Raw genomic sequence first — 12,452 nt, forward strand, 5'->3', positions numbered from 1 at the left:
TTGCTGCGGTACGCGAACTCACCGCGCACGCCGACGGCCGCCGTACGTCACCCCTCCCCCCGTGGTGCGTACGGCGGCCGTCGGCGTGCGCGGTGAGTTCGCGTACCGCACCAAAGGCCACATATAGGTGCCGCATAGTGCGCCCCGGTTGGCTGAAGTCCAGACCGCTGCTGTGCGAGCGCGGCCCGACGGGCCGCAGAGGGTGAGTAGTTGGGGTGACCGACTTCGAGAGCTTCGTCGGCGCGCTGCGCCGCAGGGCCGAGCACCGGCCCGCGCACAGCGCCGTCCGCTTCCGTACCGGACCGGAGGTGGAGGAGCTGGCGTACGGGGAGCTGGACCACCGGGTCCGGGCCGCCGCCCAGTGGCTCGCGGGCCAAGTGGCGCCCGGGGAGCGGGTGCTGGTGTCCTGCGGGCCCGGTACCGGTTTCCTGCGCGCCTTCCTGGCCTGCCTCTACGCCGGCGCGGTGCCCGTGCCGGTGCCGCTGCCCGGCGGCTTCGGGCGGCAGGAGTCCCGGACCACCGCGATCGCCGCCGACACCGGAACCCGTCTGGTGCTGACCGACGGCCCGGGCCTGACCGCGGTGCGCCGGTGGCTGGAGGCCGAGCGGGCGGACCTGCCCGGGCTCACGGCGGTGGACGTGGCGGAGGCCGAGCACACCGGGGACGCCGACGCCTGGCGTGAACCGCCGACCGAGTCCGGCACGCTGTGCTTCCTCCAGTACACCTCCGGCTCCACCAGCGACCCGAAGGGCGTGATGGTGCCGCACGGGGCGCTCGTCCACAACCTGGGGATGATGCGCGACCGGCACGGCTGGCACGGCGACATGACCTGGTGCAGCTGGCTGCCCGCCCACCACGACATGGGGCTCATCGCGATGATGCTCGCCCCGCTGTACCTGGGCGGCACGGCGGTGCTGATGTCGCCCACCGAGTTCCTCAAGCGCCCGGTGTCCTGGCTGCGGCTCATCGACGAGTACGGCGCCGAGGTCAGCTGCGCCCCCAACTTCGCCTACGACCTGTGCGCGCGCCGCCTGACCGAGGAGCAGACCGCGGGCCTCGACCTGTCCCGCTGGCGCTACGCCTGCAACGGCGCCGAACCGGTCGACGCGGCCACCCTCGCCCGGTTCGCCGAGCGCTTCGCCGACGCGGGCTTCTCGGCGCGCGCCCTCCTGCCCGGCTACGGCCTCGCCGAGGCCACCCTCTACGTCTCCGGCACCCTCGCCGACGAACCGCCCACGGTGCTGTCCGCCGACGCCGGCGCCCTGGCACGGGACGAGGTCGTGGCGGCCCAGGACGGCGCCGTACGCCAGGAGCTGGCCGCCAGCGGTGTCGTGGCCGGGCTCGACGTGCGGATCGTGGACCCGGCGGGCCGGGGTGAGCTGGCCGAGGGGCGGGTCGGGGAGATCTGGATCCGCGGCGGGAGCGTCGCACTCGGGTACTGGAACCGGCCCGAGGAGACCGAGCGGACCTTCGGCGCGGTCACGGCCGACGGGACCGGGCCCTTCCTGCGCACCGGCGACCTGGGGGCGTTCCGGGACGGACAGCTCTACGTCACCGGCCGCCTCAAGGAAATGATCATCGTGCACGGCCGGAACCTGTACCCGCACGACATCGAGCGTGAACTGCGCGACCTGGAACCCGCCTTCGCCGACCGGCCGACCGCGGTCTTCGCCTCCCGGCCCGGTGGCGCGGGGGCCGAGGAGATCGTCGCGGTCCAGGAGGTGCGCGGGCGCGGCCGTACGGCGGACGAGCTGGCCGCCCTCGCCCGCACCGCCCGCGCCCGTCTCGCCCAGCGCCTCGGGGTGCGGGTCGGCGGTGTGGTGCTGGTCAAGCCGGGCCGGGTGCAGCGCACGACCAGCGGGAAGATCCGCCGGGCACGGATGCGGGAGCTGTTCGAGACCGATGAACTGACCTCCTTGCACGAGGAGTTGTCGCCGGAGCTCGTCCGGTCCTGCCGGGCCGGCTGGGATCCGCACGGCTTCGCCCGGGAGCTGGAGGAGCGGCTCGGCGACCCCCGTGACGAGCGGCGGGTGTTCTCCTACCGCCGGGTCGCGGAGTGGGACCGGGCCGAGGAGTTCCCGGCCGAGGTGTGCCGGGAGCTGGACGCGCTCGGGGTGCCCCGCCACTTCGTGCCGGCCGAGCACGGGGGCGCACTGCGCACCGGCGAGGAGCTGCTCCAGCTCATCCGCACGCTGTCCCGGCGGGACTTCACCTCCGCCCTCGCGCACGCCAAGACGTACCTGGGCGCGATCTCGGTGTGGGTGGCGGGACGCGAGGACCAGGCCCGGGCGCTGGCCGAGCGGGTGAACGAGGGGGCGGTCGTCTCGCTCGCACTCACCGAGCACGCCCACGGCAGCGACCTGCTGGCGGGCGAGCTGCGGGCCGAGCGCACGGCGGACGGCTGGCGGCTCGACGGCCGCAAGTGGCTCATCAACAACGCCACCCGCGCCGACCTGGTGTGCGTCCTGGCCCGCACCAGGCCGGAGGGCGGCACCCGAGGCTTCAGCCTCTTCCTGGTGGACAAGTCGACGCTCGCCGAGGGCAGTTGGCATCCGCTGCCGCACGTGCCCACCCACGGTGTGCGCGGCGCCGACATCAGCGGCCTCGCCCTCGCCGGCGCCGAGGTCCCCGCCGACGCGCTGATCGGCGGCGAGGGCGAGGGCCTGGAGATCATCCTCAAGGGCTTCCAGATCACCCGTACGCTCTGCTCGGCGATGTCCCTGGGCATGACGGACCACGCCCTGCGCATCGCCGTGGACTTCGCCCGCTCCCACCGCCTGTACCGGCGCCCGCTCGCCGAACTCCCGCACGCCGCCCGCACCCTGGCCGAGTCCTACGCCGACCTGCTGGCCATGGAGGCGGCGGCCCTGGTGGCCACCCGCTCCGCGCACACCCTGACCGGGGAGCAGAGCGTGGTGTCGGCGGTGGCCAAGTACCTGGTGCCCACGCTGGGCGACGAGGTGATCGGGGCGCTGCGCTCGCTGCTGGGCGCCCGCGCGATGCTGACCCGGGACTTCGCCGACGGGGCGTTCCAGAAGCTGGAGCGGGACCACCGGATCGTCGGGATCTTCGACGGCAGCACGGCCGTCAACCTCAACTCCCTGATCAACCAGTTCCCGGTGCTGTGCCGGGGCTGGCGGGGCCGGCTCGCCGACCGCGACGCCGTGGCGGTGGCCGCCCGCCTGGACGGGCCCGCGCCCGCCCTGGACCACGCGCGGCTGAGCCTGTACGCGCGGTCCGGGTCCAGCGTCGTGCAGTCGCTGCCGGAGGCCGTCGAGCGCGTCGCACGGACCGCGCCGGCCGGGGTCGCCGAGCGCGCCCGGACGCTGCTCGCCCTCGCAGAGGAACTGCACGCCGAGACGGCCGCGCTGCGGCACAGCGCACGGGCCGTCCCGGAGTCGGCGTTCGCCGCCGCCCGCCGCTACGCCCTGGTGTACGCAGGGGCGGCGAGCCTGCACCTGTGGCTGGAGAACACCGGCACGCCGCGGGCCCGCGGACCGCTGTGGACGGACGCGGCCTGGCTGGACGCGGTCCTGGCCCGCCTGCTGCACCGGCTCACCGGTGAGCCCGACCTGGACGACACCGACGGGCCCGCCCTGGACGCCCTGCTCCCGGCCCTGGACGCCCAGGCCGAACAGGGCCTGCTGTTCTCGCTGTTCCCGTGCCGCCTGGCGGAGACCCCCAAGGAGGAAGCGGCATGACGGACCTGCTGACACCGGACACGGCCGGCCTTGCGACCGGCACGGCCACCGACCCCGCGCTGGAGCGCATCGCCGCCCTGGAAGCCCTTCTCGGCGACCCCGACGACCCCGCCAACCCGCTGGGCCTGAGCGCCGTGCTCGCCGCCGACGAGCGGGGTGAGCTGCTCGCGGCCGGGGAGGAGGCGCTCGCCGCGTTCGGGCTGGGGGCCGAGTTCGTGCCGGTGGAGTTCGGCGGGCGCCTCGCACGGGCCGACCGGTTCGCCCTGCTCATGCGGAGCCTGTTCCGCCGGGACGCCTCCCTCGCGATCGGGCACGGCGTGACCAGCTTCATCGCCGGACTGCCGGTGTGGGCGGACGGCTCCGACGAGCAGCGGCGCCGGGTGGCGGACCTGCTGTGCGGCGGCGGCCGGGTCGTCGCCGCCTACACCGAGCTCGACCACGGCAGCGACTTCGCCCGGATCGCGCTCACCGCCCGGCCCGCGCCCGGCGGCGGCTACCTCCTCGACGGCGGGAAGCAGCTCGTCAACAACATCGGCCGGGCCGAGGCCGCGGTCCTGTTCGCCCGGACCGACGAGCGCCCCGGCAGCCGCGGCCACTCCCATCTCCTGGTCGACCTCGACTCACCGGCCGTCGACCGCTCGGCCCGCTACCCCACCTCCGGGGTGCGCGGCTGCCTGCTGGGCGGCGCCGACTTCACCGCGGCCCACGCCCCCGCCGACGCCCTGCTCGGCGAGGAGGGCGGCGCCATGGAGACCGTACTGAAGGTCTTCCAGGTCACCCGCTGCGTACTGCCCGGGATGGTCGTCGGCGTCGGCGACCGGCAACTGCGCACCGTGCTCTCCTTCGCCGGGGAGCGGCGGCTGTACGGCGGTCCCGTCAGCGCCCTGCCGCTCGCCCGCGCCACCCTCGCCGGCGCCTTCGTCGACCTGCTGGTCTGCGACGCGCTCGCCATGGTCGCCGCGCGCACCCTGCACCTGGCGCCCGAGGAGGCGAGCGTGCGGTCGGCGGCGGTGAAGTACCTGGTGCCGAAGCTGCTCCAGGACAGCTCCTACCGGCTCGGGGTGCTGCTCGGCGCCCGCAGCTACGTCCGTGAGGGGCCGTACGCCGGGTTCCAGAAGACGGCCCGGGACCTGCCCGTCGTCGCGCTCGCCCACGCGAGCGGAGCGGTGTGCCTGTCGAACATCGTGCCGCAGCTGCCCCGGCTCGCCGACCGCGCCTGGCGCCCGGCGGCGAACGGCCCCCGGCAGCCGTACGACGCCTCGCTGTTCCGGCTCCACGACCCGCTGCCTGCCCTGGACCTCGGCCGTCTGGAGCTGACCGCGCGCGGTGCGGACGGACTGGCCGCCCTGCTGCCCGGGTTCGCCGACGACCTCGCCCGCCGGGGCCCTGACTACGCCGAACTCGCGGTGCTGGCAGCGGAGTTCAGCGGCCACCTCGCCGACCTCGCGGACCGTGCCACGGCCCTGTCCCCGCAGGACCGCACCCCGCTCGCCGGCCGCCGTGCCTTCCTGCTCGCCGAGCGGTACGTCCTCCTCCTCGCGGCCGCCGCCTGCCTGGGCGTGTGGCGCGCGGCCGCCGAGGACCCCGCAGGCGACCCGTTCCTCGCCGACCCGCGCTGGGCCGGCGCCGCACTGCACCGGCTCGCCGAACGGCTCGGCCCGCACCGCGCCCCGCTGCCCGGGGCCGCCGTGGACGCGCTCTTCACGGAGCTGTCCGCACGGCACGAGGCCGCCCGCACCTTCGACCTGTTCCGCACCCGGCTCGCCACGGACGGCGGGCCCGCCAAGGGAGTTGACTCATGACCGAAACCGCCTCCGCCCCCACCGCCCCCGTCGCGCCGCAGGCCATCCGCGCCTGGCTCGTCGACCGGGTCGCCTACTACCTGGAGCGCAACCCCGCCGACGTCGACGAGGGCACCCAGCTCGCCGAGATGGGCCTCGACTCGGTGTACGCGCTCACCCTGTGCGGCGACGTGGAGGACCACTTCGGACTGGTGGTGGAGCCCACGCTGGCCTGGGACCACCCGACGATCGACGCGATCACCGCACACCTGGCAGCGGAGCTGCGGCAGTCGCAGGGGGGAGTGCCGCGCTAGGTCGTTCGGGCCGCGGCCTCGTCGTGGCCGGTCGCGCCCACGCGGCGGAGCCGCGTATGTCACCGCCCCGCGCCCCTTCGGGCGCTTACGCCCCGGAGGGGCCCGTGCCTGAGAAAACCTATCCCGGAATCCTGTCCACCGTAGGCAACACCCCGCTCGTCGAACTGGCGCGACTCCTCCCGGAGTTCGGCTCCCGCGTGTTCGGGAAGGTCGAGCGGTTCAACCCCGGCGGCAGCATCAAGGACCGCTCCGCCCTCGGCATGCTGCTCGCGGCGATCCGGGCCGGCGAGGTGGAACCCGGCCGGTCCGTGATCGTCGAGTCCAGCTCCGGCAACCTGGCCGTCGGGCTCGCACAGATCTGCCGCTACTTCGGACTGCGCTTCATCTGCGTGGTCGACGGCAAGACCACCGAGCAGAACCTCGCCGTCCTGCGGGCCTTCCGCGCCGAGGTCGAGGTGGTCACCGAACGCGACGAGCTGACCGGGGAGTACCTGCCGGTCCGGCTGCGCCGGGTGCGGGAGCTGGTGGCCCGGATCCCTGGCGCGTACTGGCCCAACCAGTACGCCAGCCCGCTCAACCCCAAGGCCCACGAGACCACCATGCGGGAGATCGCGGACAGCCTCGACGGCAAGGTCGACTACCTGTTCTGCCCGGTCAGCACCTTCGGGACGCTGCGGGGCTGCCGGGACCACATCCGGGAGCGGGGCCTTCCCACCAAGGTGGTCGCCGTGGACGCGCTGGGCAGCGCGATCTTCGGCCTGGAGTCCACCCAGCGGCTCATCCCCGGACACGGCGCCTCCGTGGTGCCGCCGCTCGCCGACCCGGCCTACGCCGACGAGGTGGTGCACATCTCCGACCTGGAGTGCGTGGTGGCCTGCCGGCGGCTCATCGCCCGGGAGGCGGTCCTCGCGGGCGGCTCCTCCGGGGCCGCGGTGGCCGCGCTGTGGAAGATCCGGCACCGCGTCCCCGAGGGCTCGAACTGCGTCCTGATGTTCCCCGACGGGGGCGACCGCTACCTCGACACCATCTACTCCGACACGTGGGTGCGCGAGAACTTCGGCGACGTCTCCCACCTCTGGAAGGACTGACCGGCCATGACCGCGCGTCCCCTCTCCGCCGGGCAGGAAGCCCTGTGGCTCGCCCACCAGCTCGACCCGGACAGTCCCGCCTACAACGTCGTCCTCGCCGTACGGCTGCGCGGCACCCTGCGCGTCGACGTCCTCCAGGAGGCGCTGACCGCGCTCGTGGCCCGCCACGAACTGCTGCGCTCCCGCTTCCCCGGCACCGACGACGGGCCGGTGCGCCGCGTCGGAGCGGCGGAGTCCGTCCGCCTCGACGTCCGCGAGACACCGGACGCCGACGACACAGGCCTCTTCCGGCTCGCCACACAGGCCGGCGAGGAGCCCTTCCGGCTCACCGCCCAGGGCGCCTTCCGCGCGGTCCTGCTGCGCCGGACCCCCGAGGACGCGGTCCTCGTCACGGCCACCCACCACATCGTCAGCGACGCCACGTCCCAGTGGCTCCTGCTGCGCGACCTGTTCACGGAGTACGGCACCCGCACCGGGCAGCCGGGCGGGGCGGCACGGCCGGACGCGGCGGCCGAGCCGGGCGCCGTCGTCACGCCGGGCCCCGCACGCGAGCCGGAGCCGGGCCCGGCGTCCACGTCCGGCCCGGTGACCGCGCAGGCGCCCGCACCCCGACCCGGCCCGGCTCCTCAGCCCGGTCCCGCGTCCGCGCCCGGATCCGGACCCTTCGTCGCGCTCGGTGTCCCGGTCGGCTGGGACGAACAGGTGCGGACGGAGCGGGCGTTCGTGGCCTCGCCGCGCGGCGCGCGGGCGGCTGCGCACTGGCGGGAGGTGTGCACGGGGCTGAGGGCCGCCGTGCTGCCCACCGACCGGCCGCGTCCGTCGCACCGCACGCTCCGCGGGGCCACCCATGAGACCGTCTGGCAGCCGGACGTCTCCCGGCGGCTGCGGGAGACCGCCGCCGCGCGCGGGCTGACCCCGTTCGCCTGGCTGCTCGGCACCTTCCAGGCCGCCCTGCACCGCTCCGGCTGCGGTGACGGCTTCCTCATCGGCTGCCCGGCCACCACGCGCCTCACCCCGGCCACCCGGCAGGCCGTCGGCTACTACGTCAACGCCCTGCCGACCGCCGCCCGCTTCACCCCCGCGACGACCCTGCTGGAGACGATCGCGTCCGCGCAGGACCAGCTCCGCCGGGGCCTCGCCCACGCCCGCTACCCCGTCGAACTGCTCGGCGGCGGACCGCTGTTCCGGATCTCCTGCACCCTCGTCGCCGCCGACCGGCTGCCCGTCGAGGGCCTGTACGAGGGCCCGGTGCGCCTCGGCGGGCTGCGCGCCGAACTGGTCGACGTACCGCAGCAGGAGGGCCAGCTCGACCTGACCGTGGAGATCCTCCAGGACTCCCGGGGCTTCAAGGCGGTCCTGCGCTATCGCCGGGACCTCTTCGACGCCGCCACCGTCGAACGGTTCGGCGAGACCTGGCGGTGCCTGCTGGACGCCTCCCTGGACGCCCCGGACACCGCCGTGTCCGACGTCGGTCTCGTCGCCCACGACGACGACCTGGCGTTCCTGCTGGCGCTCGGATCGGGGGCGGCATGAGCGAGAGCCTGCGCAGGCAACTGCCCGACGGACCCGCCGTGTGGTGCACCAACGGCCCCGCCGCCGTGGCGATGTGGCGCGAGATGCTGCCGCCCGGCGCCTACCACCGGGCGGCCGGACGGCTGCGGCCCGGTGACACCGTTGTCGACATCGGCGCCAACATCGGCCTGATGTCGGTGTACTGCTCCCGGGTGCGGCCCGGTGTCCGTGTCCTGGCCGCCGAACCCGTACCCGCTCTGCACGCCTGTCTGGAGCGCAACCTCGCCGAGCACGCGGCCCCCGGCTGGCGGACCGAGTGCGCGGCCGTCTCCGACCGCCCCGGCCGGCTGAGCTTCACCTACTACCCCGAGGCGCCCGGCAACTCGGGACTGCACGCCGACCCGGACGCCGACGACGAGATCACCCTGACCTTCCTGCGCAACAGCGGGGTCGATCCCGAGGACGCGGCCGAACTGGTCGAGGGGCTGCACGAGGGCGTCGAGCTGACCGTGCCCGCCGTCACCGTCTCCGAGCTGCTGCGCCGGCACGGCGTCGAGCGGGTCGACCTGCTCAAGGTGGACGTGGAGCGCGCCGAGCTGGAGGTGCTGCGCGGCGTCGAGGAGGAGCACTGGCCCCTCGTCGGCGCGGTGGTCGCCGAGGTGCACGACGAGGACGGCCGGCTGGCCGCCGTACGGGAGCTGCTGACCGCGCGCGGGTTCACCGTCGACGTGCGGCAGGACCCGCTGCTCGCGGACACCGTGCTGTACGACGTCGAGGCGCTGCGGGCCGTATAGGGCGCATATAGCGGCCGAGCCCACCATCGCTGCATCACCGAAAGGCTCCGCAGAGAGGGAACCCCATGCTGATCCTCCGACGCACCGACGTGACGGACGTCCTGTCCGGCCGGGAGACGGAGATCATCGACCTCGTCGCCGACACCTACCGGCTGCACGACGAGGGCCGCACGTCCCTGCCGCACTCGACGTTCCTGCGCTTCCCCGAGGAGCACCACGCCCGCGACCGGATCATCGGCCTGCCCGCCTACCGGGGCGGACGGCGGCCGGCCGCCGGGATGAAGTGGATCGCCTCCTTCCCCGGCAACGTGGCCGCCGGCACCGAGCGGGCCAGTGCCGCGATCCTCCTCAACTCCCTCGACCACGGGCGTCCGGTGGCCCTCGTGGAGGGCGCGGTGGTCTCCGCGAAGAGGACCGCGGCGAGCGCCGCCCTGGCCGCCGCCGAGCTCACCGCCGGGCACCCGCCCGCCTCCGTGCTGCTGGTCGGCTGCGGGGTCATCAACCTGGAGATCCTGCGCTTCCTCGCGGCCGCCCTCCCCGGGCTCACCGAGGCCGCCCTGTACGACACCGACCCGGCGCGCGCCGAGGAGTTCGCCGCCCGCTGCCAGGAGGCCGCGCCCGCCGTGAAGGCGTACGCGGTCACCGACCTCGCCGCGGCGCTCGGCGAGCACCGGCTGGTCTCGCTGGCCACCACAGCCGCGACCCCGCACCTGGACCTCACCGCCTGCGGCCCCGACACCACCGTCCTGCACATCTCCCTGCGCGACCTGACCGCCGAGACGATCCTCGGCGCGGTCAACGTCGTCGACGACACCGACCACGTGTGCCGCGAGCGCACCTCCCTCGACCTCGCCCAGCAGATGACGGGCGACCGGGACTTCGTGACCGCCGAGATCGGCGCGCTGCTGCGCGGCCGCACGACGCTGGAGCGCACGCCGGAACGGCCCGTCGTGTACTCGCCGTTCGGCCTGGGCGTGCTGGACATCGCCCTCGCCGAGTACGTGCGCGAGCAGGCGGAACGGCGCGGACTGGGCGTCCGCGTCGAGGACTTCCTGCCGGCCTGAACCGTCACCCGTTCACCCTTCACCCCCTTCCACCAGACCGTCCGTATGCCCGAAGGAGCAGTCATGACCGCCGAGCAGCACACCGAAGGCCCCCGTCAGCGCGTGGTGTTCAACGACGAGGAGCAGTACTCGCTGTGGCCCGTCGCCCGCGAGCTGCCCGCCGGCTGGCACGCCGAGGGCACCGAGGGCTCCCGCGAGGAGTGCCTGGCCCGGATCGCCGAGGTGTGGACCGACATGCGTCCGCTGAGCCTGCGCCGCCGCATGCACGAGTCCTCCGCGGCCTGAGTCGCGCCGCCCTCCACCCAGGTCTGTGACAGGAGTTGCCGTGAACGCCGAACTGCTTCCGGAACGCTTCGCCGAGCAGGCGTTCCGTACGCCCCACGCCGTCGCCGTCGTCGACGGCGAGCGGGCGGTGACGTACGACGAGCTGGACCGCGCGTCCGCTCGCATGGCCCGCCTCCTCGCGGACCTGGGCGCCGGGCCCGAGACGCTCGTCGGGGTGAGCCTGCCCCGCGGCGCCGGCCTGGTGGTCGCGCTGCTGGGCGTGTGGCGGGCGGGCGCCGGCTATGTGCCGCTCGACCCGGCCCAGCCCACGGCCCGGCTGGCCTCGCTGATCCGTGAGTCGGGGGCGGGGCTGGTGCTCGCCGGACCGGAACTGGAGGAGACGGTGGCCGGGGCGGGCGCCCGCCGCGTCGACCCCGACGCGGCCCGCGAACTCCCGGACTCGGACGAGCCGTTGCCCGCCGCCGACCCGGACGGTGTCGCGTACGCCATCTTCACCTCCGGCTCGACCGGCAAGCCCAAGGCCGTCGCCGTCACCCACGCCGGCATCGCCAACCGGGTCGGCTGGACGGTCGAGCGGCACGCGCTGGGCGCGGGGGACCGCATCCTCCAGAAGACCACCGTCGGCTTCGACGCGGCCGGCTGGGAGATCTTCGCTCCGCTGGTCGGCGGCGGCACCGTGGTGCTCGCCCCGGCCGGCGCCGAGCGCGACCCGGCCGGGCTGCTGCGGGCCGTGGCCGAGCACGGCATCACGGTCCTCCAGGTCGTGCCCTCGGTACTGCGGCTGCTGGTGGAGGAGGGCGACTGGAGCGGCTGCGGCTCGCTCCGGCTGCTGTTCTCGGCGGGCGAGGCCCTGCACGCCGAACTCGTCGCACGGGTACGGGAGCTCGCGGGCCCGGAGCTGGAGGTGTGGAACACCTACGGCCCCACCGAGTGCTCCATCGACGTCACCGCCTTCGCGGCCGACCCCGCCGTCACGAGCGGGCCCGTCCCGATCGGGCGCCCCCTGCCCGGCCTGAAGGTGCTCGTCCTCGACCCGTCGGGCACCCCCGTGCCGGTCGGCGTCCCCGGAGAGCTGTACGTCGGCGGCGTCGGCGTGGCCCGAGGGTACGCGGGCCGGCCCGAGCTGACCGCCGAGCGCTTCGTGCCCGACCCGTACGAGTCCGGGGCCCGGCTCTACCGCACCGGGGACCAGGTCCGCTGGCGGGCCGACCGCACGCTGGAGTACCTCGGCCGCCTGGACCACCAGGTCAAGGTGAACGGCGTCCGCATCGAACCCGGTGAGATCGAGGCCGCCCTCGCCGCACACCCCTCGGTCACCGGTGCCGTGGTGGTGCCGTACGAGGGGGAGGACGGCGGCAAGCGGCTCGCGGCGCACCTGACCACCGACGGTCCGGCCCCCGGCTCCGCTGAGCTGCGGGTCTTCCTCGCCGAGCGGCTGCCCGAGAGCCATGTGCCGTCCTTCTTCCACGTCCTGGACGCCTTCCCGCTGCTGCCGAGCGGCAAGGCGGACCGTGCCGCGCTGCCCCTGCCTGCCGAGCTCACCGCCGTCGCGCGGGCCGGGTCCGTCGCCCCGCGCGACGCGGCGGAAAAGCTGGTCGCCGGGGTCTGGGCGGAACTGCTGGGCCGCGAACAGGTGGGCGCGCTCGACGACTTCTTCGCGCTCGGCGGCACCTCGCTGCAACTGACCCGGCTCGCCGCCCGGCTGCGCGCGGCCTCCGGCGAGAAGATCTCGCTGCGCGGCCTGTTCGGCGCGACGACGGTGGAGGCGCAGGCGCGACTGCTGGGCGCGCCGGGCTCGGGCGGGCCGAGTGCCGGTGCTGTGGCGGCTGCCGGCGGAACCGTCGCAACGGGCGGCCCCTCCGCTGCCGCCGGGCCGGACGGGACGTCCGGCGACGACGAGCCCCCCGCCCGTC

At 75.0% G+C, this 12,452-nt stretch carries 9 protein-coding genes; all 9 read left to right on the forward strand.

Annotated features, from left to right (window positions below; genetic code table 11):
* Positions 1–215: 215 nt before the first annotated feature.
* On the forward strand, positions 216–3,701 hold the full coding sequence (locus AOJ26_RS41735) for an AMP-binding protein (RefSeq protein ID WP_078959854.1): 3,486 nt from the start codon (positions 216–218) through the stop codon (positions 3,699–3,701).
* On the forward strand, positions 3,698–5,503 hold the full coding sequence (locus AOJ26_RS11785; RefSeq protein WP_053848197.1) for an acyl-CoA dehydrogenase family protein: 1,806 nt from the start codon (positions 3,698–3,700) through the stop codon (positions 5,501–5,503). The genes AOJ26_RS41735 and AOJ26_RS11785 overlap by 4 nt, the downstream gene beginning before the upstream one ends.
* Entirely contained in the window at positions 5,500–5,796 is a 297-nt protein-coding gene (locus AOJ26_RS11790; RefSeq protein WP_053848198.1) for an acyl carrier protein, read from the forward strand. The genes AOJ26_RS11785 and AOJ26_RS11790 overlap by 4 nt, the downstream gene beginning before the upstream one ends.
* Positions 5,797–5,900: 104 nt before the next feature.
* Positions 5,901–6,884, forward strand: coding sequence for a 2,3-diaminopropionate biosynthesis protein SbnA (gene sbnA, locus AOJ26_RS11795; protein ID WP_053848199.1), 984 nt, complete (start codon positions 5,901–5,903; stop codon positions 6,882–6,884).
* Between the two features lie 6 nt (positions 6,885–6,890).
* On the forward strand, positions 6,891–8,417 hold the full coding sequence (locus AOJ26_RS11800; protein ID WP_053848200.1) for a condensation domain-containing protein: 1,527 nt from the start codon (positions 6,891–6,893) through the stop codon (positions 8,415–8,417).
* Positions 8,414–9,190, forward strand: coding sequence for an FkbM family methyltransferase (locus AOJ26_RS11805; protein WP_053848201.1), 777 nt, complete (start codon positions 8,414–8,416; stop codon positions 9,188–9,190). Before AOJ26_RS11800 ends, AOJ26_RS11805 begins: the two co-directional genes overlap by 4 nt.
* A 65-nt stretch (positions 9,191–9,255) precedes the next feature.
* Positions 9,256–10,254, forward strand: a complete 999-nt coding sequence (sbnB, locus tag AOJ26_RS11810; protein ID WP_053848202.1) for a 2,3-diaminopropionate biosynthesis protein SbnB — start codon at positions 9,256–9,258, stop codon at positions 10,252–10,254.
* Positions 10,255–10,317: 63 nt separating this feature from the next.
* On the forward strand, positions 10,318–10,539 hold the full coding sequence (locus AOJ26_RS11815; RefSeq protein ID WP_053848203.1) for an MbtH family protein: 222 nt from the start codon (positions 10,318–10,320) through the stop codon (positions 10,537–10,539).
* 40 nt (positions 10,540–10,579) lie between these two features.
* Positions 10,580–12,452: non-ribosomal peptide synthetase (locus AOJ26_RS11820; protein ID WP_159044268.1), on the forward strand; the 1,873-nt coding region annotated here is incomplete at its 3' end.

It is taken from the genome of Streptomyces sp. NRRL B-24085 (genome assembly GCF_001282115.1).
Classification (GTDB): domain Bacteria; phylum Actinomycetota; class Actinomycetes; order Streptomycetales; family Streptomycetaceae; genus Streptomyces.

Bases quoted from the DNA above. Each gene is read 5' to 3' on its own strand.
- AOJ26_RS11785 (WP_053848197.1), top strand. From the start codon at position 3,698: ATGACGGACCTGCTGACACCGGACACGGCCGGCCTTGCGACCGGCACG.
- AOJ26_RS11790 (WP_053848198.1), top strand. From the start codon at position 5,500: ATGACCGAAACCGCCTCCGCCCCCACCGCCCCCGTCGCGCCGCAGGCC.
- AOJ26_RS11800 (WP_053848200.1), top strand. From the start codon at position 6,891: ATGACCGCGCGTCCCCTCTCCGCCGGGCAGGAAGCCCTGTGGCTCGCC.
- AOJ26_RS11805 (WP_053848201.1), top strand. From the start codon at position 8,414: ATGAGCGAGAGCCTGCGCAGGCAACTGCCCGACGGACCCGCCGTGTGG.
- sbnB (WP_053848202.1), top strand. From the start codon at position 9,256: ATGCTGATCCTCCGACGCACCGACGTGACGGACGTCCTGTCCGGCCGG.
- AOJ26_RS11815 (WP_053848203.1), top strand. From the start codon at position 10,318: ATGACCGCCGAGCAGCACACCGAAGGCCCCCGTCAGCGCGTGGTGTTC.